This is a genomic window from Stieleria marina, assembly GCA_007741555.1.
Lineage (GTDB): Bacteria > Planctomycetota > Planctomycetia > Pirellulales > Pirellulaceae > K23-9.
Genome location: CP036526.1, coordinates 5,326,421 through 5,349,282, shown reverse-complemented (window position 1 = coordinate 5,349,282; position 22,862 = coordinate 5,326,421). Strand labels below are relative to the sequence as shown.

The 22,862-nt window shown below is 54.2% G+C and carries 9 protein-coding genes and 1 tRNA gene; 6 read left to right on the top strand and 4 right to left on the bottom strand.

Annotation, left to right across the window (positions count from 1 at the left end; translation table 11 throughout):
* Positions 1-44: 44 nt before the first annotated feature.
* From K239x_RS18935 to K239x_RS18910, 6 genes are all read left to right on the top strand, one after another.
* Positions 45-8,855 carry a DUF2341 domain-containing protein gene (locus K239x_RS18935; protein ID WP_419189151.1) on the top strand — a complete coding sequence of 2,937 codons (8,811 nt, stop codon included), beginning with the start codon at positions 45-47 and terminating at the stop codon, positions 8,853-8,855.
* 44 nt (positions 8,856-8,899) lie between these two features.
* Positions 8,900-11,773: a response regulator gene (locus K239x_RS18930; RefSeq protein ID WP_145419754.1), complete on the top strand. Its 2,874-nt coding sequence runs from the start codon at positions 8,900-8,902 to the stop codon at positions 11,771-11,773.
* Positions 11,774-12,009: 236 nt separating this feature from the next.
* Positions 12,010-13,284: an HD domain-containing phosphohydrolase gene (locus K239x_RS18925; RefSeq protein ID WP_145419753.1), complete on the top strand. Its 1,275-nt coding sequence runs from the start codon at positions 12,010-12,012 to the stop codon at positions 13,282-13,284.
* Between the two features lie 267 nt (positions 13,285-13,551).
* On the top strand, positions 13,552-14,655 hold the full coding sequence (locus K239x_RS18920) for a Gfo/Idh/MocA family protein (protein ID WP_145419752.1): 1,104 nt from the start codon (positions 13,552-13,554) through the stop codon (positions 14,653-14,655).
* A gap of 45 nt (positions 14,656-14,700) precedes the next feature.
* The gene (locus K239x_RS18915) at positions 14,701-16,371 is read left to right on the top strand and encodes a solute:sodium symporter family transporter (protein WP_145419751.1); all 1,671 of its coding nucleotides are present in this window, start codon (positions 14,701-14,703) and stop codon (positions 16,369-16,371) included.
* 132 nt (positions 16,372-16,503) lie between these two features.
* A complete protein-coding gene (locus K239x_RS18910; RefSeq protein WP_145419750.1) occupies positions 16,504-20,349 on the top strand; it encodes a serine/threonine-protein kinase in 3,846 nt (1,281 codons plus the stop codon).
* A gap of 353 nt (positions 20,350-20,702) precedes the next feature.
* Here the strand turns inward: K239x_RS18910 and rplK are convergent, their stop codons facing one another.
* The 4 genes from rplK to K239x_RS18890 all read right to left on the bottom strand — a co-directional run bounded on the left by rplK (position 20,703) and on the right by K239x_RS18890 (position 22,792).
* Positions 20,703-21,128, bottom strand: a complete 426-nt coding sequence (gene rplK, locus K239x_RS18905) for a 50S ribosomal protein L11 (RefSeq protein WP_145419749.1) — start codon at positions 21,126-21,128, stop codon at positions 20,703-20,705.
* A gap of 115 nt (positions 21,129-21,243) precedes the next feature.
* Positions 21,244-22,011 carry a transcription termination/antitermination protein NusG gene (gene nusG / locus K239x_RS18900; protein WP_419189150.1) on the bottom strand — a complete coding sequence of 256 codons (768 nt, stop codon included), beginning with the start codon at positions 22,009-22,011 and terminating at the stop codon, positions 21,244-21,246.
* Between the two features lie 94 nt (positions 22,012-22,105).
* A complete protein-coding gene (gene secE / locus K239x_RS18895) occupies positions 22,106-22,549 on the bottom strand; it encodes a preprotein translocase subunit SecE (protein ID WP_145419748.1) in 444 nt (147 codons plus the stop codon).
* A gap of 170 nt (positions 22,550-22,719) precedes the next feature.
* Positions 22,720-22,792: transfer RNA gene (locus tag K239x_RS18890), tRNA-Trp, on the bottom strand.
* Positions 22,793-22,862: the final 70 nt, after the last annotated feature.

Sequence of the window (22,862 nt, the reverse complement as noted above, 5' to 3'; positions counted from 1 at the left end):
TGCGTGATCGGCCCAGAATCATGATTCACGTAGTGCTTCAATCAATGAGAAACGGCTTGGAAGATTACTGGCAGCGCCTCCGTTTGGTGGTCGACAAAGGCTGGAGCTGCGTCAATGGTCCCGAATTTTCGGGGAGGGAGACGGTGCGCGAAGTTCGCGGCACCCAAATGTCGCAATTGGAGCCTCGGATCCTATTCAGCGCGACGCCGATCGACCCCAGTTTGTTGATGGGCGATAGCCAAAACCCTGTCATGGTCGAGCAAGCGGAAATCGAAACGCAAGAATCTTCGTCCAGTTCCACTACTACGACAGATCAAACTCAAACGACACGTGACTTGGTCGTCATCGATTCGAAAGTCCCCGACCTTCAGCAGCTACTGGACGACCTTAGTCATTCTCGGCCTGACAGCGCTGTTTTTGTTTTGGGGCCTGACGTCGATGGAGTGGATCAGATCTCGGCTATCTTGGAGTCTCACCAAGACATCGATTCGCTTCACATTGTTTCGCATGCCGAAAATGGGGCGGTGCGTTTGGGCAACACTTGGCTGGGCGAATCTAATCTACCGGGCTACGCGGGCCAGATCGCTGCTTGGCAAAACTCACTCACATCCGACGCCGATGTTCTGTTTTATGGCTGTGACCTAGCAAGCGACTCCAGCGGTCAAGGTTTCATTGATTCGATCAGTGTTTTGACCGGAGCCGATGTGGCAGCGAGCACCGATGACACGGGGCACGCAAAGTACGAAGCAAACTGGGAACTGGAGTACAGCACCGGCTCAATTGACACCGCAACGGTTTTCAGCAGCCAGTTCACCGAAGAGTGGCTGGGTAAACTGGCGACCATTTCCGTCACGACATTTGATGACGAAGACAACGGTACCGGTTTAGTATCGCTCCGAGAAGCGATCGGCATGGCTTCGGCGGGAGACACGATCGACCTTCACTCGATCGGTGCGGGGACCTTTGCATTACAGCTTGACACGTTAGATATCAGCGACGACTTGACTATCGAAGGCTTGGGGGCGGGGTCAACCATTATCAACGGAAACGGGCTCGGCAAGCGAATCTTTCACTTGCAAAACACCAGCGTCGTCAATATTTCGATGTTAACGATCCAGGCCGGCCACGAAAACAATGGCGGCGGCATCTTCGTCGACAACGATAGCACGTTGAATTTGACTGACGCGAGATTGACAGGCAATACGAGCGACAAAGGCGGCGCGATTCATGTGCATGGAGCGGCCAATTTGAATCGCGTGTTATTCGACGCAAACCATGCCTCCGCCGACGGCGGAGCAATCCACTTTCATGATTCCAATGGAGGATCTCTGACCAACGTTACGTTCAGCGGTAACAGTGCGATCTCTGATGGAGGGGCGATTTGGACAGACAGCGCAATCACCATTGTCAACTCGACTCTGACATTGAATCATGCGGCAGAAGCTGGCGGGATTTTCAATGACAGTGGAACCGTCAATTTGTCCAATACCTTGATCGCGGGCAATACAGCGACCTCTGCCAATAACGACGTGCTAGGCGACTTTGCGTCGGATGGATTTAACTTAATCGAAACGGTCGGTGAAGCGACAGGATTTGGGAGCGACTTGACGGGAGTTTCCGCGAACCTAGGTTTGCTGACCGACAACGGGGGGCAATTCTACACGCACGCTTTGTTGACCGGAAGCGCTGCGATCAACGCCGGAACGACAGGCGGTCCTGCCACGGATGCTCGCGGGATTTCACGAAACGCAGCGCCCGACATAGGTGCGTTTGAGCTTCAAGCGACATTGACTTCGGTGCCGGAGTTTCGTGTCAATCAAACGACCGCGAACACCCAAGAAACGAGTGCAGCTAATCGCGGCAGCCAGCAGGCAGTCGCCATCGCGGCCGATGGTTCCTACACCATCGTGTGGTCGAGTCTGAATCAAGATTCAGACGGCTGGGGAGTCTATGCACGACGGTTTGATTCGGCTGGAAACGCTCTGACGGGCGAAATTCAAGTCGCGCAATCGACCGTGAATCATCAGAAATGGGCTCGCGTTGATTCAGCCGACGACGGCAGTTTTGTAGTCACGTGGACTCAGACAAATGCCGTTAATGTGCCGCTGGATGTTTACGCGCGGCGTTTCGGTGCCAATGGGGTTGCCCTTGACGACGAGTTTGTCGTCAACACGACCACCGCCAGTGAACAGGCTAATTCCAGTATTGCGGTTGATAGCGCCGGTGACTTTATCATCGTCTGGGCAGGCAACGGTACGGGCGACAACGGTGGCGTTTTCTATCGTCGATTTGATCGGGACGGGATTGCAGTCGATGCGGTCGAAGTGCTTGTCAATCGCGACGATCTGGACGATGAAGCCGAGCCTTCTGTGGCGATGAATGAAGCGGGCCAATTTGTAGTCGCTTGGGAATCCCTTGGCGAAATCTACATTCGGCATTTTGATGCGACCGGCAGCCCGACGCATGACGACGTCAGGGTGGACAACAATCTTGCGGCAGCCTCCAATCCGGATGTCGAGATCGATTCGACGGGCCGGAGTGTGGTCGTGTACCGAACCAATGGAGCCTTTGGCGGCGTTGGCGCCGGAGTGTGGGGCAAGGCCTACAACCACGATGGGACTGAACGTCACACTTTCTTTGAAGTCAGCGACCAGTCGTTCAGTTCGGACAATACGTCGCCTTCGATCGCCATGGATTCCGATGGCAAATTCGTCGTTGTCTATCATGGTGACGATGATGGCGACGGTAGCGGTAGCTCCGTCAAAGTCCGAAGCTATGACGCAGATGCAGGTGCCCTGACCGATGCGGTGCAAGTCAATGCAACAAGTGGTTCGGACCAGCAAATGGCGTCGGTCGCAATGATTGACATGGAGAACTTTGTGGTCGTCTGGAGCGGTGATGGTAACCAAGCCGGACAAGTGGACCCCAGTGGTGTGTTTGCTCGCCAGTTTCATTTCGAATCGCCAGTCATCGATTTGGATGCCAACGACAGTTCGGGAGTTGGTGGCGGTGATTTTGCGGTGTCCTTTACCGACGGCGGAGCCCCCGTCCTGATCGCCGACTCCGACGCAACCATTTCTGATTCCGATAGCACGCATCTGGAATCGTTGGTAGTAACCATCACGGATCGCCAGGATGGTGGAGACGAACAGCTTGCGTCCGATACAACGGGGACCAACATCACCGCCAGCTACAGCGCCGGCGAGTTGACGCTGACTGGAAACGACACGATCGCCAACTACCAACAAGTGCTGCGGTCGATCACCTACGACAATGATGCTTTCCCTGCGACTGGCACGACACGCACCATCACATTCGTTGCCAATGATGGATATGTCGATAGCAACCTAGGCACGACAACGCTGACGATCGCTGCGGCAGTGAATCAAGCGCCCACTGCAGTTGCTGGCGGACCCTACAGCATCGGCGAAGGAGATGATCTGGACCTTGATGCCAGTGGGTCAAGCGATTCTGACGGGACGATCGCCTCGTATGAGTGGGACTTGGATAACGACGGTAATTTTGGCGAGCCGGGGGAAGCAGTGGGGGTAGCACCCAATGTTAGTTGGACGACGCTCCAATCCTTTGGCATCGACGATGATGGTGTCCACGTCATCGGACTGCGGGTCACCGACGATAACGGACAAACTACCGACACGACGGTTAGCCTGACCGTTGTCGATGTCGCTCCAGATATCGTGGTGACGGGTTCCGGTGCAGCAACTGTCGGCAGTGCGTACACATTGAATCTCTCGGCGACCGATGCGGGTGACGACTCGATCAGTGGCTGGATTGTGAACTGGGGCGATGGCACGACAACGACTTATGGTGCTGTATCCTCGGCGGAACACATCTACAGCGGTGGCGCGGGACAGACCGTCAACGTGTTGGTTTCGGCGATCAACGAAGAGGGAACTTTTCATCAGACGCAATCGTTTGTGACCAGTTCTGCCGGCAACCCCAATGATGCGGTGTATCGGATTGATCCGACGACAGGCAACTATGAAGTTGCATCGGGTTCGGTGTTCGGCGGCGTCCAGTTGAATGACCCCGGTGAAGCAGTCGTCGGGCCCGACGGCATGCTCTACGTGGGTTCGTTTGGAACCAACACGATTGAGAAATTCGACCCAGTCGATGGCACGGCCTTGGGGACATTCGTAAGCGATACCGATCTCGACCAAGTCGGTGGTTTGGCATTTGGCCCGGACGGAAACTTATATGTCGCCAGTTACGCGAATGGCGAGATTCACCGATATGACGGATCAACGGGAGCCAGAGTCGATGCTGCCGGTAGCGCGTTTATATCCGGTTTGAGCGGGCCGATTGATTTACTGTTTCACTCCGATGGCTTCTTGTACGTCAGCAATCATGGCAGCGGAACCATCCAACGCTTTGATGCCTCCACCGGCACGGTCGATCCGGCAGGGAACTTTGTCGAATCCGGATTGCTAAACGGACCTGAGTTCATGGCGTTTGGTCCCAATGGATATCTCTACGTCGCTTCGTACAACAACGACAGCGTTTACCGGTTTGATTCCGCTGGAGCGAATGTCGATGGTGCGGGAGCTTACATCAGTGGTGGCGGGCTTGATGGACCGGTCGGACTCTCCTTTGGTCCCGATGGTTTGATGTATGTCGGTAGCGAAAATAGTGATGTGATTCGGCGATACGACGTTTCAGGGGGAACCGCGGTTTTCGTCGATGACTATGTAAGCAACGCAGCGATCACCGAAAACCGCTTCTTGACGTTTCAGCCGGGGCATCAAGTAGCTCTCTCGGCGCCTGCGAACAGTACGCCGGTATCCGTAGACGACCTCTACACAGTTGATGAAGACACGACTCTCGATTCCAACGACACTTGGTTCGATGGCGATTGGAGTTATCGACGGACGCTTTCGTTTGACAATCAAGGGCAGTCAGAAAACCTAGCTGGATTCCCGGTTCTGGTGTCATTGGAGGCTTCGAACATCGACTACACCAAAACCAAAGATGGTGGCGAAGATCTTCGTTTTGTTGATGGTGACGGGAATCTACTTGCTCATGACATCGAGCTTTGGAACGAATCTGGCACGTCCTACGTGTGGGTCAACGTGCCGCAAATTGACCAAGGGTCATCGACCGACTTCGTCTGGATGTATTACGGAAATGCAGCGGCGGTCGACAGTCAGGACGCCAGTGGTGTTTGGTCGGCCGGATATGACGCGGTCTATCATTTGCATGACGATGAACTCGATAGTACTGACAATAGCAACGATGGTTCCAACTCCGGATCGACCAATACCACTGGGCAGTTTGGAGATGCCCAGCGATTTGACGGAGTCAGCGATGTTGTCACATTGGGATCGAATGCTTCGCTAGACAACACCTTCGACGGTGGCGGGACGATATCGGTTTGGATCAATCCCACGGACTGGGGCGAAAACGGCCTCGGCAGGATTTTGGATAAATCGAGTGGTACAACACCAAGTCCCGGTGGTTGGAGCCTACAAGTCGAAGACGGCGACGAATCGTTGATCTTTGAACACGGGTTTGGATCCTCGGCCGGTCGTTGGAGAGTCGAAGATTTTTCGATCACGCTGAATCAGTGGCAGCAAGTCACTGTCGTCTACGACAGCAGCAATCCCACGGTTGCACCGACCATTTATGTTAACGGCGTCGCAAAAAATTTGACGCAGTCATCGGTGCCCAGTGGCGCGATGGTTTCCGACGCAGGCATCGATCTGGCAATCGGCAACTATGCAGCGGGCACAAACCGCACATTCAACGGCTCCATCGATGAAGTGCGTATCTCAACAGGATCGCGTTCGGCGGATTGGGTGGCCGCGCAATACTTGGCATCGGCAGGTGGGTTCACGACCGTGGGTTTCGAACAATCCAAAGCCGGAGTTCTTGGCAACGATGTCGATCTTGATGGAAACACCCTGACTGCGACATTAGTGTCTGGCCCCAGCAATTCCCAAGCGTTCAATTTGGCTTCGGACGGCTCGTTCACGTACACCGCTACCAATAATTTTTCTGGTGAAGACACGTTTGTGTACAGGGCAAACGACGGAGCGAGCGATTCGGCTCTGACAACCGTGACAATCACCGTCAATGCAACCAATGATGCTCCGACCGACATCACACTCAGCAATGCCAGTCTGAGTGAAAACGCCGACGGCGCAACGATCGGCACGGTAGGCGCAGTCGATCCCGATTCAGGAGACACGCATACATGGAGTGTGAGCGATTCACGGTTTGAGGTAGTTGGCACCACGCTGAAACTGAAAGCCGGAGAGACTCTGGACAGGGAAAGCGAAGCGACCGTTAGCTTGACGATTACGGCGACGGATCAAGCCGGCACGGGCATCGCATACGACGAAGCCTTCACGATTACGGTCGACAACGTCAATGAAACCCCGACGGATATCACACTCACCAACAGTAGCGTCGACGAAAACGACGACGGCGCGACAATCGGTACGGTAGGCGTCGTTGAACCGGATGCCGGTGACACGCACGCCTGGAGCGTGAGCGATTCGCGTTTCGAGATCGTCGGCACGACGCTCAAACTGAAAACCGGAGAGACTCTGGACAAGGAAAGCGAAGCAACCGTCAGCTTGACGATTACGGCCACGGATCAAGGCGGCACAGGCATTGCATACGATGAAGTCTTTACGATCACGGTCGACAACATCAACGAATCCCCGACGGATATCACACTCTCCAGCAGTAGCGTCGACGAAAACGACGACGGCGCAACGATCGGCACGGTAGGCGCCGTTGATCCCGATTCAGGAGACACGCATATATGGAGTGTGAGCGATACCCGTTTCGAGATTGTCGGCACGACGCTGAAACTGAAAGCCGGAGAGACTCTGGACAGGGAAAGCGAAGCGACCGTTAGCTTGACGATTACGGCGACGGATCAAGGCGGCACGGGCATCGCATACGACGAAGCCTTCACGATCACGGTCGACAACGTCAATGAATCTCCGACTGACATCACACTGTCTAACAGCAGTGTCAGCGAACATGATGACGGCGCTGCGATTGGGACGCTGGAGGCTTCTGACCCCGACGCTGCGGACACGCACGCTTGGACCGTCGACGATATTCGGTTCGAGATCGTCGGTGGAACGCTCCGATTGAAATCTGGCGAAACACTCGATGCAGGCACCGAGCCTACTGTTAGTCTTAACGTGACGGCGACAGATCAAGCCGGCGCAGGAATTGCGTTCAGTAAAGTGTTTACGGTGACGGTCGACGAGATCAACGATGCACCCACAGTCGCGGTATCCAACGTGACTGCCACTATTGGTGAGGGCGCCAGCACGACCAGCAGCACAAAAGTCGCTGACATTTCGGTCACCGACGATTCCGAGGGCACCAACGATTTGTCACTTTCGGGTGCCGACGCGGCCATGTTTGAGATCAAGGCATCCGGCACCGAGTTGCACCTTCGGCAAGGTGTGACGCTGGATTTTGAAGGCAACCCTTCGCTGGACGTGACGGTCAACGTTGACGATTCGGCAGTGGGAGCCAATCCCGATGATTCACAAAGTATTTCGATTACGGTAACCGATGAAAACGATGCTCCAACGGATATCGATCTAAGCAATCAGGCCGTCACCGAAAACGACGCGGGCGCTGCGATTGGAACGCTGACGGCGATGGACCAAGATGCGGGAGACACGCACGTTTGGCAGGTCGATGATTCGCGTTTTGAAGTGGTCGGCAACCAGCTGCAACTCAAAGCGGGGCAGTTTTTGGACGCAGACTCCGAACCGACCGTTGATCTTCTGGTCACGGTGACGGACCAGCTAGGACTAGGCGAACAATACACTGAAACGTTCACCATCACAGTTGGCAACGTCAATGAGTCTCCGGTTTCGGTGAGTGACTCTTATCGAATTCGTGCTGGTGAAACACTTAACGGGACAAGTGTGCTGGCGAACGATATCGACCCCGAGTCAGATGCGATGACGGCGGTCGAATTGGTCAGCACATCCAATGGCACATTGGTGCTGGCTGCGGACGGAACTTTCACGTACACCCCCGCGGACGGTTTTGTGGGGACGGATGTCTTTGTGTACGAAGCGACCGACGGGAGCCTTGCGAGTGATTTGACGACGGTGACGATCGAAGTGACGTTTGTCGCGCCGCTGCCAACGTCGGTCGACACCGATGCTGACACCGAATCCGAGCGGACGGACAAAGACAACGACGACGATTCTGACGAAGAAGATGGTGACCAAGAGTTGGGGCTGAAGAGCAACAGCGGCGAGTTCGTGGGGGATGGTGGCAATGACGACGAAGAAACGCGTGATCGTCGGCCGGCTCCGCTACCCATCGAAACTTTGGGCGCGGACGAAACCGGTTTTGGGCAACAGCACTCCGCCGACGGATCCATTCTGGACGCCGTTTCACAGCAGTTTGATTCCTTCCACGCGGAATCGCAGCGGTCCGAGGGATCCGGCGATGTGACCAACGACGTTATGAAGTCAAGTTTGGGCCGAACGATCGCGTCGGTCATTAACGCGGATCATGCTTTGATGATCGCACCGGGACTGATGTGGAACGAACTGGATGAGCAAATGGAGTTTGTTGAATCGCAAATTCAAGGTGATTTGATCATCGTCGGTGCGGCAGGAGCAGCCGCGTCGAGCTTTACCGTCGGATTGGTCACGCTGGCACTTCGCACCGGATTCCTCGCGTCAGGTCTGCTGGCCCAGATGCCGGCTTGGAAATCGCTGGACCCGCTGCTGGTGATGCAAGGATTGGGAGGAACGGGCGATGAAGAATCGCTAGAAGAGGTGATGCAGAACCGCATCGAAACGCTTGATAACGAAGAGCAGAACGCACAAAACGCTTAACGCTAGCCCGCACGGCAACGCGTCCATTCGCACGGATCAACTTGATGAAACGATTTTACAACCACATTCCGATTCGCTTCCGCATCTCCGCACTCTTAGTCGGGTTGATGGTCGGCACGTTGTTGTCAGCTAGTGCCGTAGGCTTTTTCCCCAATGAACAGCGAGAAGTCCTGCGTGGTCGCGCAAAACTTTGCGAAACGCTGGCGATCAGCGGAACCGCGATGGCGTCATCGGGGGATCAAAGCGGACTGCAGGCGGTTTTGCAGTCGGTTGTCAAACGCGACGACCAAATCCACTCCATCGGTTTTCGCCAAAGCGATGGCGAATTACTGGTCAATGCTGGTGATCACGCGAGCCGATGGGATCTGCAGGCCGGGAATTCGGGAGAGCAAATGTCGGTGCCCGTTTTTCGCAAAGGTGAAAAGTTTGGAGCGCTGGAAGTTGCCTTTCAATCGACCGGCGGTTTTCTGGGCATGAACCATTGGGCACCCGCTTGGCTGTTGGTGATCTTGGTGCCTGGATGTTTCATTCAGTTCTCGATGTTTCTACGGCGGGCTCTCGATAGCTTGGACCCGAATGGTGCAGTGCCCAAACAGGTGCAAAATACGTTTGATCAACTGCAGGTCGGAGTCTTGGTGACGGACATGCGTGATCGTGTCTTGCTGATGAACCGGTTGTTTAGTGAATTGATTGGCTTGAGTTCCGAGTCCCCACTAGGAATGAACATTTCAAAAACGAACTGGGTTTTGGAGGACCCCGAAGCTGAACTTCCTTGGACCGAATCGGCTCGGACTGGAAAGATGGTCAGCGGACGGCAGTTGCGTCTAGAGACAGAAGAAAAGCTGCTAGTCTTCAGCGTCAGTACCACGCCCATCTCCGGTTCGGGTGTCATGGTCATCTTTGAAGACATCACGCAATTGGAAGAGAACAAAATCGCGTTGGCGAAAGCAAAGGAAACGGCTGAGCATGCCAATCAAGCCAAGAGTGCTTTCCTGGCTAACATGAGCCACGAAATTCGTACGCCGATGAACGCAATCTTGGGCTTCACCGAAGTTCTGCGTCGGGGGATGGAACACGACGAGGCAAAACAACGCAAACACCTCAACACGATTCACAGCAGTGGCACGCACTTGCTGGATCTGATCAACGATATCTTGGATTTGTCCAAGGTCGAAGCGGGGCGGTTGGAAATCGAAACCATGCCTTGTGCCGTTCACGAAGTGATCGCCGAAGCTGTAACCGTGTTGCGAGTCAAAGCCGAACAGAAGGGCATCACGCTGAACTTCGAATTTGACGGGCCCATTCCTCAGACAATCCAGAGTGATCCGTCACGCCTGCGACAGATTCTGACAAACTTGGTCGGCAACGCCATCAAGTTCACCGACAAAGGCGGCGTCAAAATCGTCACGAAACTGAACGAACATCCCACGCGTCCGCAGTTGTTGCTCCAAGTCGTCGACACCGGAATCGGTATGACACCCGAAGCCGCTGCAAAGATTTTTGATCCTTTTTCGCAGGCGGACGCGAGCGTTTCGCGGCGCTTTGGCGGTACCGGTCTGGGGCTTTCGATTAGCAAGCAGTTTGCCGAAGCAATGGGCGGGCAAATGAAGGTCTACAGTGAAGAAGGAATCGGTAGCGTCTTCTTTACCACGATCGACACGGGCGCAATTGTCGGCGTTCCGATGATTCAGCCTACCGAAGCAGAGATGGAATCCTTGGTGGGCGATGCTGTCACGCCAATGGTGCGTCTGCCAGGTCTGCGTGTCCTGCTGGTTGATGATGCAGAAGAGAACCGCGATTTGATGTCGTTGATCTTGGATGAGATGGGAACGACCTTTGTGACGGCCGAAAACGGTCTCGAAGCAATGGAGCTCGCCACCAGCCAAGATTTCGATGTGATCCTGATGGACATGAACATGCCTGTGATGGATGGCTACACGGCCACGGCAAAATTGCGCGAGCAAAACTACGACAAGCCGATCATTGCTCTGACGGCTCACGCGATGGCACAAGCTGGCCAACAGTGTCGCGACGCTGGTTGTAGCGGATTCTTGACGAAGCCCGTCAATTTCAATGAACTTTTGGCTCTTCTTGCTGAGATCGCTGACGTCGATTTGGAGTCAGCCGAAGTGCTAGAGCAAGCCAGTAGGCGAGAAGCTGAGAAGCCGGCGTTGTTGGGGTCGGTCGATGCGTCGACGCCAATTCTTTCGACGTTGAACACCGACAATGCAAAGCTGCGTGCGATTGTGACGAAGTTTATTCAGCGGCTGCCTGAGCAAATCGTGAAAATGCAGGACGCGATCGCAGCGGAACGCTTTGATGAACTGGCCGACTTGGCGCACTGGTTAAAGGGATCGGGGCCGAATGTCGGCTTCTTAGACTTTGCCGAACCAGCCAAGTTACTTGAACAGGCCTCGCGAGATCTTGACGCGGCGCAGGCATCGCAGTGGATGCAGCAAGTCGAGGCGCTTGCGGCGCGAGTATCGGACGGTGAGTCGTCGACTGCCCCACAGAGCGAAGCTGCCGAGAAGCCTCTGTCGGCCGAAGAGTCGCCGGTAACGGAGCCACCGATCGAAGAAGATGAATCGCCGATCGTTTCGACTCTACCCAAGGGGAACGACAGGTTCACACGTGCGATCGAGGGTTTCGTCGACCACTTGGATCAGCAACTGCAGCAACTGCAAATTTCGGTGGCTGCCTGTGACCTGGAAAAAATCACCGAGATAAGCAGTTGGGTGAGATATTCGAGCCAAACGTGCGGATTTGGCGTGATATCGACGACCGCGGCGGAGCTTTCCGAGATCTGTGATCCCGCAGCTGGCAAGTTTGACTTGGCTCAAGCAAAGACGCTCGTCCGTGTTTTGGTTTCACAACGATCGCGAATTCAGTGTGCTGCTCTTGCGACATCGCACTCGTAGGTCGAGATGAATCTGCCAACCGGATTGATCCCTACAACCGAAAAGATCCATGGGGATGCGTTAGGGACAAAATTCATTGCCACACGACGTGAGTCGGATTACCCGCGTCGCGGATATTCGTAGGCTACGCTTTTTACAATGGAACAAGCGTCATCAAGGACGCGATGTTTCAAAATTGCATTCCAGCTAGTCGCGGATTTAGTCCACTTCACAATTGGCAATTAGCCCTTCGACCGATGACAGTCCAGTCGCACCAATCTTCCGATATCCCGCTCTCAGGCGCAAGCTTGGTCGCGGCCGCCGGTGTTCCGATGACGAGTGTCGATGGCAATCCCATTGTGCACGCGAATTCGATCGACGTATCCACGTCAGATCTTCGGGACGCGTTGGTGATGGTGGTCGATGACGAAGGGTTCAATATCGATTTGGTGGAAGCGTATTTAGAAGAAGAAGGCTTTCGCAATTTTGTGACCACGACGGATTCCACGGCTGCTTTGTCGATGGTCCGGACGCATAATCCCGACATTGTTTTGTTGGATGTAAAGATGCCGCATGTCACCGGATTGGAAATTCTGGCCGCCATGCGAAATGATCGCGAACTGCGGCTGATTCCGACACTGATTCTGACCGCTTCGACCGCACCAGAAACCAAGCTCGAAGCACTTCGCCTGGGGGCTTCGGATTTTCTTGCCAAGCCGGTTGACCCGAGTGAACTGGCTTTGCGAGTCAGAAATGTTTTGTCGGCCAAGGCCTACCAAGACCACTTGGCGAAGTATTCTGAACGTCTTGAACAGCAAGTCGAATCACGCACAAAAGAACTTCTCCGATCGCGAGAAGAAGCCATCCACTGTTTGGCACGAGCGGGAGAATTTCGCGACGACGATACTGGGCACCACGTGATGCGAGTCGGCCTCTACTCGGCAATCATCGCGCAGGAGCTTGGCTTTCCGAAGTCGGCGATTGATTTGATTCAGCAAGCCGCCCAGCTTCATGATGTCGGTAAAATTGGCATCCCCGATGCCATCTTGCATAAGCCGGGCAAGCTGGAGTCGCATGAGTTTCAAATCATCAAAAAGCATTGCGAGATCGGACAAAACATTATCAATCCGTTGTCGCCGGAAGAATCGAAACGACTTTCCGATCATACCACAGTTGGTATGAAAATCATGTCGTCGACCAGTTCTCCGGTGCTTGAACTAGCAGCCCTGATCGCGTCAAGTCATCACGAAAAGTTCGACGGATCAGGCTATCCACTCGGACTGGCTGGCGAAGACATTCCGATCGAAGGACGCATCGTGGCAGTGGCGGATGTGTTTGACGCAATCAGTTCGGCGCGTCCCTACAAAAAAGCATTTCCACTGGAGAAGTGCTTGGCGATCTTAACCGAAGGACGCGGTTCTCACTTCGATCCCAAACCACTCGACGCCTTCTTTGCTCGATTGGATGACATCATCCGCATCCGCGACGACTACGCTGGATCGACCGAGTCGGACCAATCTGAATCAGTCTAGCCGTCGTCATGACGCAGGCGGTCGCAATCTGCATCGGCGAGTCAGCCCGGTCTGCGTTTGAGTTTCCTTGCGATCGGCCGAAGACTGGTTTCTCCGTTCGGCTGTGATACTGTCGATCGACAGTATCGAGAGCACTTTCTTGCTGACATCGGGGGCTTGTGACGCCCCGTCCCGATGCGTGTTTGGTATCCTCTTCCCTGATTGATCCAGTGAACAAGATTGTCCTGGTTTAGAAGACAGCGAAGATCAACTGAATAGCAGAAATATATGAGCAAGCGAGAATGTCGTTGGGGTTTTTTAAGTACAGCTGGGATCGCACGCAAAAACTGGAAAGCGGTTCGGTTGGCAGGCAATGCACGACTGGCGGCTGTCGCAAGCCGTAGTCAACCCAAAGCTCAGGCGTTTATCGACGAATGCCAAGCCGAGGTGCCGTTTCCACAGCCTGCTGTGGCTTGCGGGGCTTACCAAGAGCTGATCGATCGCGACGATATCGATGCGGTCTACATTCCGTTGCCGACCGGCATTCGTAAAGAATGGGTGATCGCAGCGGCCGAAGCAGGCAAACACGTCCTAGTCGAAAAACCCGTCGCCAACAATGTGGCCGACGCGCAGGAAATGATCGACGCGTGTGCTCGCTCGGGGGTTCAGTTCATGGACGGCGTGATGTTTGACCACAGCAAACGTCTTGCAAGGGTCTGCGATGCGATCAAGGACGGCACCACGATCGGACAATTGCAACGCATCTACGCTCAGTTTTCTTTCTGCGGCGACGGTGATTTTCAGAAATCCAACATCCGCACCGACAGTGTGCTGGAGCCGCATGGTTGCTTGGGCGACCTAGGATGGTATTGCATTCGGTTCACGCTTTGGGCAGCAGGTCTGCGAGTCCCCACGAAAATTTCAGCTCGAACGATCAGTGCGATTAAGGGAGGCGATTCCGATGGTGAAGTGCCCGGTGAATTTTCTGCGGAGATGCAGTTTGCCGATGGTTTTTCGGCCAGCTTTTTCTGTTCGTTTTTGACCAGCAATTCGCAAGTCGCGGTTGTTTCGGGGCAACAGGGCGTCATCACACTGGACGATTTTGTTCTGCCATTTTACGACGCCGAGGCTGCTTGGCACGAACATCAGCACGTTTTGGAAATTGACAACTGTCGCTGGAATTTTCAGCGTCGAAGTTCACGACAGGCCATCGCCGAATACGCTGGCGGTGAACCCAACTCGCAAGAGGTCAACATGGTTCGTCGGATGAGCGAGATTGCGATCAGTGGCAAACTGGATCCGCTCTATCCCGAGCTGACTACCAAGACTCAGGCGATCCTGGATGCGTGTCGTCGCAGTGACGTGGCCGACGGTGCCTGGATCTCACTCTAGTACAAAAACAATTCTCAATCATTGCATGCGAACGGCGGATCGAAGATGGCGCTTTTTACTTTTTTGTTTTTCACAATCATGGTCGCCGTTTTGACATGGTGGATCACGCGCGGGAAATCAAACGATACTGAAGATGGCTTTTTTCTGGCCGGACGCAGTTTGTCAGGATTGGTGATTGCCGGATCGTTGTTGCTGACCAACCTGTCGACCGAACAATTGGTCGGGCTCAACGGCGGTGCGTTTAAAGAAGGCCTCTCGGTGATGGCCTGGGAAGTGATCGCTGGCTGTTCGCTGGTGGTGATGGCGCTGTTCTTTTTGCCTCGCTACTTGAAGTCGGGAATCACGACGATTCCGCAGTTTTTGGAAGAACGCTATGGGGCGGGCGTGCGTGCTCTGACGACGGGCGTCTTTATCGTCGCCTACATGCTGATCTTGTTGCCATTTGTGCTTTACAGTGCCGCCGCCGCATTGTCGGCGATGCTTGATCTGCCCACGGCACTTGGTATTACCCAAGTCCAAACCATTTGGCTAGTCGTCGCGTTCGTCGCGATTGTTGGTTCGGGTTATGCCATTTTTGGTGGTCTGCGAGCGGTCGCTATTTCCGACACGTTCAACGGTGCCGGGCTATTGGTCGGAGGTTCGTTGATCACGTACTTTGCACTGCGTTATGTCGCCGGCGCAGAAGGTTCGATCATGGATGTGTTTGAAGTGGTAAGTAAAGAGAATCCGGACGCATTCGTGTCGATTGGTAGGGAGGGCGAAGACATCGACAGCATCGCCCCGTTGTTTACCGGTGTTTTGTTGCTCAACTTTTTCTACTGGTGTACCAATCAGCAAATCATTCAACGGACGTTCGGTGCCAAGAATCTTGCCGAAGGACAGAAGGGCGTGTTGCTTGCTGCGTTCTTTAAAATCCTGGCACCACTGATTTTGATTTTGCCGGGCATCCTGGCGTTGCACATTGCGCAGTCCAATGAGGCTTTCAATACAACGTTGCTAGATGCCAGCGGAGAACGCAACAATGATCTGGTTTATGGTTCGTTGGTGCGATTGGTTTTGCCCAGCGCTTTGACGGGATTCTTTGCGGCTGTCGTGGTGGGATCGATTTTATCGACTTTCAATTCAGTCCTGAATTCAAGTGCCACGCTTTTCTCGCTGGGCGTGTACAAACAGGTGCTCAAACCCGACGCAAGTCATCTTGATGTGGTTCGCAGCGGCCAGATCTGTAGCGCCGTTGTGGCAGTTTTGTCGGCGATTGCGGCACCACTCGTGTTCATGGGGCGTGATGGTATTTTCGGTTACTTTCAGTCGCTCAACGGCGTCTACTTTATTCCGTTGCTTGCGATCATTTTGTTCGGGTTCGCGAACCGGACCGCAAGTGGCAGATCAGCTGTGATCACCGCATTGGTCGGGCTTGTCGTCATGCTGTGGGGGACGTTTTTTGACGGCACCGTCAGCGAATCGGCAGGTGTCGCGGCTGTCGACGGCTGGGTGAAAACCTATTTTCACTCGGGTTATCATTTTATGGGTGCCGTTTTCGTTGGCCTGTTGGGCTTTCAATGGGCGCTGAGCGAATTGGCTGGTATGAAACGCGATCAGCCGTATGTGCAACAAGATGCCAAAGCAGTTGATCTAACGCCGTGGAAGCCTGCACCGATCGTTGGCGGTCTGCTGGTCCTTGCCGTGTTAAGTATTTACGCCGTCTTGGCACAGTGAACGGATTTATTTGTCGCGACGGCAAGTAACGTGCAGCCCGCACGTTTACAATGTTAGGCATTCAGTCCACCGCGGCGCGCGATTGATTGGCGCGAACGCTGGACTCTTTGTGCTTGCCCAACGATCGCTTCCATGATTGATGACGACGACGAAGATGACTTGCTCCTGCCAGATGACGATGATGGCTCGGATACCGATATTCGGGTTCAAGGCGATCGCGATACGCATTGGTCGGATGACGACCACGGCAAAGCAGCCCTGCCGTTTGAAGTTGGGCAGCTTTGCGGCGAGTTCCATCTTGAAAAGCTGCTAGGACGCGGCTCCAGTGGATGCGTGTTTCGCGCGTTGGACACGGTGTCACGGCGTAGCTGCGCACTGAAGATCTTGATTCGTCCCAATCAAAGTGACATCCGCCGCGATCGAATTGGCTTTCGTCGCATGATGGGGATGCGGCATGCCAATCTTCTGCGTGTCGACCAATTGCACCGGCTTGGTGACTACGTCGCGCTTTCGATGGAAGAGATCCACGGAATGACGTTGGCAAAGTCGCGTCGGCGGCTGCGGCGATTGGATCAGCACATCGCGTTGAGCAAATTGCTTTCGTTGACTCGCGACTACGCAGCTGGGCTGGCTGCGATGCATTCAAATGGATTGCTGCATCGCGACATCAAGCCATCGAATTTGATGGTCGATCGCAATGACGTAGGCAAGATCATCGACTACGGTTTGGTCGGAACGTTTGACGCCGAATTGGACTCTCAGTGCTACCGGGATTACATCGCCGGTACGCTCCGGTACATCGCTCCGGAAGCCTATTTTGATCAGCATTACACGCCGGCTGGTGAAATATTTAGCCTGGGATTGGTCATCCTGGAATTCCTGCACGCGATCACGGGACGAAACAAATGGGCTCGCGACAAAGACGACAAATCGCAGGATGCGCTTTTGATTTCGTCGGCCGTCGATGAGTTGAGCGGTTCGATTCCCGAAGTCTTGCGTGATGGCGTCTTGGAGATGTTACAGGTCGATGCGAGAGATCGGCCCACCGCAATGCAAGTGGCTCGTTTGGGAATGCCAATCGGTAAAAGTACGATCTACATGGGCGGACAACCGCTGTTTGGACGCGAAACGGAATTTCAACAGATCTGTGATTGGATCGGCGAAGTCTACGAAGGCTCCAGCGGTCGAATTCACATTCATGGAGATTCGGGCATCGGGAAAACAGGGCTCATCGACGCTGTCGAGCGTCACTTAAAGTCGCTTCGCTGGGGGCAAGTTTTTCGCGCCCGCTGTCGACCACGCGATAGTCAGCCGATGCAGGCCTTTGACCAGTTTGCCGATCAGATCGCTAGCCGTTACATCAGCAATGATCGACATGCATTGCATGTGGATCCTGTCAGTGCAGAAATACTGCATCAAGCCTTTCCTGTGCTGAAAGATGTTGTCAAGAAGAGCATGCGAATGCAGACTGCTGCGAGCGGACAGGACCGTGCCGACGCTTTGTCGGCTGCCGTTAAGCTGAGCGTTCAGCTACGTCGTGTCGGGCCACTGATTTTAATCGTCGATGACGTGCAATGGGCTGACATCGATTCTTGCTCCGTCTTGGATGAACTGCAGGTCGCTGGCGGGGCAATGCTTGGCATCATCACCATTTCGCGAAACAAAGAGACGATTCAGCAGCAAGAACCTTGTCGAGTGATGAAGTTGAATCCGTTGCCGAACCATGTCGCCATCAAGATGTTGCTTGAATCGGCTAAACGCTGGTCGGTCACCGTCAACGACGCCGAAATAGCAGAACTCGCCGAAGTTGCCGCAGGAAATCCCTTCCGCTTGAGCGAGCTAGCCGATGAGTTTCGGCCGGGTGGATTGCTGCATCTGAGCGCCTCCGATGCCGATTCGGCGCTCGCACGGTTGGGCAACCTGGATCGGCTGTGCCAACATCGCGTCATGCGGCTCAGTGACGAAGCCAGGTGGCTGTTGCCGTTGATCGCGACGGCCGACTGTGCTGTGTCGATAGATCAGTTGGAGAAACTTACCAATTTGGGCGACGTGATCGAGATTGCGGTCAGCGAATTGGTCAACCATCGCTTGGTCATGGATGACGCGACTGGGGGGGATTGTGTTTCGATGATCCACGATCGCGTCTGTGACGGCGTGATCGCAAAGTTGGGCCCATCGGAATGTCGCACGGCAAACCTTGCTTGGGCCGACTTTCTAAGAAGTGAGAATGAGAATGCGGGAAATTCGACGCCCAAATCTTCAGACCCGAGTGCTCCGGTGGACGGAGCTGGGAATGAAGGCTCCGCCGGTAATGACGCCGGTGCCGTCGAATTGCGCATTGAAAGTAAGCAGGCGGGAAGAATTGCCGGGCACTTGATTGATGCGAATCGGCCGTCCGAAGCGGTGCCGTACGCCAAGCTGGCCGCAATTGAATCCGAGCGATCGTTTGCGTTTAGCGAAGCTGGGACCTGGCACGCAAAAGTGGCCTCCATTGATTCGGAAAGCAAAGCTCATCACCTACGCGAAGCGGCGCGGCTGTTCGTCGCGGGCGACCAGCCCACGCTTGCCGCCAACTGCCATCTGGAATTGGTTGATCTCTCCGAGGGAGACGAAATCAAGCGAAGCCATGAAGTCGAAGCCACCAAATTGCTGATCGGCTCGGGACGCTTCGACCAGTCGCGAAAGCTGCTCGACCAGCTGGTCGTCAAACTCAATCTGCCAAAGGTCGATGCCAAGATCCAGTGGCTGGCGGTCGCAACACGTGGACTGAAGATGATTCGGCACAATCATTTTCGTAGGCAATCGATTCGTACCGGATCATCCGACAGCGCGATGCTGGCCAGTGACGTTGCCGAACGAATGGACTTGGCCAGCAGTTTGGTACGCCCGATGATCTTTTTTAATGTTCCCTTTGCGACCGAGTTATTCCTGGAGGTTGCCAAGCATGTTCAGCAGCATGGTTCGGTAAGTCAGCAGGTCGGTTCCATGATCGCGTCGGCAGCATTTGCGTGTTGCGATGGTGGAGCAAGACGAAATCGCGGTCAGGAACTGTTGAGAGAAATTCAGTCGGTCGCGATTGATGATGGCTACCGTGCCGCAGGGGATTACTGGGCTGCCAAAACATTGGTGAATGTGTTGTCAATGGATTGGCAGGCTGTCGATGCCACCGTTTTGTCGGCGGTGAAGGCATACCAATCACACCCACTGTCTTGTCGACGGCAGGAGAGCGAGGTGCAGTGGTTGGGGATAGCCGCCAAATGGTACACCGGGGAGTGGGAAGGATTCGTTTCGCTGTGTGACACATTGGTCGAAGATTCCAAACGCAGAGACGATCGACTGACCCATTTTTTGGCGTCCAGCGGATTTGCCAGTGCAAGCTGGCTGATGCAAGACGACGTGGATTCGCTGTGCGATGTCAGTCGCGTGAATGACGAAAATTTTTCGCACGCCGGACACGTCGCTGAGTTGTTTCAGTTTGCAACCGCGATTCAGATGGACTTGTACAAAGGCGACTACCAAAAGGCGCACGAAACGTGGTTGTCATTTGATCTTCAATTGTCAAAGTCACATTTATCAAGGTTGCAGTTGGCACGTGTCCTAGCGAGTCAGTTTGGAGCATTGGCTGCGATCCATCTGCTGAAAGAAAACGGCGATGCGAAATGGGAAGGCATTGCAAAGCGGTGCCTAGGTAAGCTGCGTTCGGAGCGATTGCCGTGCACTGATGCGATCTCGTCTTTGTACGCCGGGATCGTTTGCAGTTTGACACAGAATCCGACGCAGAGTCGCCAGCATCTGGTTTCGGCTCGTCAGCTTGCCAGGGAGCAAGGTTTGGCTCCGATCGACCTAGCGGCAAGCGATCAGATCAAGCATTTGGAAACCGGAGAATGGCACGGGGTTTTGCACCATCGCATGCATTCCTGTTCAATCGCCAACCCGGAGCACTTCGAGAGAATCTATACCGTAAAGATGACGGGCTAGTTGATGCCCGATAGTGGTTCGCTGGCCGTGATGGCTGTATCAGCAGTTGCCCGATAACAATTCTCATGAAGGGTAATCGCCACAGCGATCGGCGCATGTAACGTAGCGAACGCGTGTTGCGGAACAAGGCTTGGATTGCCGAAGCCCTACGACAAAGAAGTTGTCAAAGCAATTGATCGCCAGTGTGCCCGTCCACGAGGTGAAATCATCGGGCGTATTGCGGGGGCACAAAGGACCTGGTGCTCCGAGGTCCAATCAAGAGAAGCCGGGGTGAGCCGGCGATTGTGCACGTCTCTTCGCCTCAGGTTGTGCGGCAAAGAGTAAGGAGGTAGTCGCAGGCAAACGCGTTGCGTTTAGCCTTCGACGTCGATGCCCATGCTGCGTGCGGTTCCTTCGATCATGCGGGTTGCCTGATCGATGCTGCGAGCGTTGAGGTCGGCCATTTTCTTTTCGGCGATTTCGCTGCACTGAGCGCGAGTCACTTTGGCGACCTTGTCTTTGTTTGGCACGCCGCTGCCCTTGGCAATCCCAGCAGCCTGCTTCAGTAGTGAAGCAGCAGGAGGGCTCTTGGTGATAAAGTCAAAGCTACGGTCGTTGTAGACCGTCACGATGACAGGAATCGGAGTTCCGTTGTATTCCTTGGTCCGGTCATTGAATGCTTGGACGAATTGACCAAGGTTAACGCCGAACTTACCAAGCGATGTACCAACCGGTGGGGCGGGGGTTGCTTGGCCGCCGGGAACTTGAAACTTAGCCTGTCCGGTTACTTGCTTTGCCATGATTGAATCTTCTTCGTTTGCTTCTGATTTGCAGGTCGCTCATTCAGCCAGTTGGCGTGAATCATCAAGAACGTTGCGTGAGTTTAGGAAATACGTTGTTCGTTGGGGAGGTGGCCTACAGAGGCTCGACCTGCCAGTGATCCAACTCCATTGGAACACTGCGACCAAAAATGTTAATGATCACAGTAATTCGACCGCTTGCTTCGTCCACCTCTTCGACGTCGCCTTCTTGGTTCTCGAAGTTTCCTTCCTTCACGCGAACTCGGTCGCCCACTTTGAATGGGATCGCTGTCTTGATCGGTGCTTCTTCTTCGTCATCATCCAGTTCCGGCTTGTTGACGAATCGTTCAATGTCGGACGGTTCCATCGGCATGGGTTTGCCAGCGGCCCCGGTGAAATCGCTGATTCCGCCCGTTTCGCGGACCAGAAACCATGTGTCATCATTGATGATCATGTTGGCCATAATGTAGCCAGGCAGAAGCTTACGTTTTGAGATCCGTCGTTTGCCATCACGCGTAAACGTCGCAACGTCTTCGGTAGGCACGACGATTTCGCCAAAGAATTCTTCCATGCCTTCCATTTTGACGCGTTTGCGAAGTGCGTCTGCGATCGAATCTTCGCGATTGAACGCCACTTTCAAGATGTACCAATCCATCTTGGGGCCATCGACCTGGTCGCCAGCATCTTCGCCAGCCGCGGCGGCGTCGTCTGCCGCAGCATCGATATCGGACAATTCCGCATCCGACGAATCGTCTTCGGGCGATTGTTCATCCTGCGGCGCATCGCTATCAGCCGTTTCCTGGGCTGTTGCTTCCTGCGAATTGGATTCCACTTCGCTGGATTCTTGGGATGCTTCGGTTTCGTCTACAGGATCAACAGTCATTGAATTTGGATTGGTGTGGTGGTGACTGATTCGTTGAATGGATCAGTGAACTGGCCAATGCGAAATTGCTTTCGCATTGAATCAGCATATCAAGCTAGCTGGTGACGCCGATGAAGTTGAAAAACGACTGCCAAACAACATCAAAGAAGAATAGTGAGATCGCCAAAAAGAAAATCGTAAAGATCACCACGATTGACGCACGAATCAATTCGTCCTTGCTGGGCCAAGTGACCTTGTTCATTTCTGCTTCGACCGCGATCAAAAAGTCCGCAAATCGAGGCCAGTTGACCAGCCGAAAGCCAACCCACGCTCCGACAGCCAACAGCACGGCGGGGATTCCGGGGATCAGGTAGGAGCCGCTTTCAAGCCAACCACCCAAACTGGAATACAGTCGCCAGCAACCCAGAGCGACAACGATCCAAATCGCCAAAGCTGTGATTTGACGAACGATTCGTCCCTGGTTGGGTTTATAAACGCTTGCTTGGAAAAGTTCAGCCGTCAGTGGCGTGCTATTCGCTTGAGCAATGTCTCGTGACACTCGTCTGCTCCTGGTTGAATCCGCTTGCGGATAAGTTCGTTAAAGTGGGTTTGCCGTGCGTCCTGTCATCACGGCAAAAATCATTCTTGTTTCGTCAAGTTCGCAACGAGCATGTTCGTCATCGCGAGCGTCTCTCGAAAAGCTTGTTTCTCAAAGCCTATTCTGCGTAGCAGGGGCGGAGGGACTTGAACCCGCAACCGCTGGTTTTGGAAACCAGTGCTCTGCCAATTGAGCTACACCCCTGTGGTGCTGAGCGAAAACCGTTTGCCGATGGACGGCAGACGGTGATGTTTCGCTCGGCAAATCTTTTCAA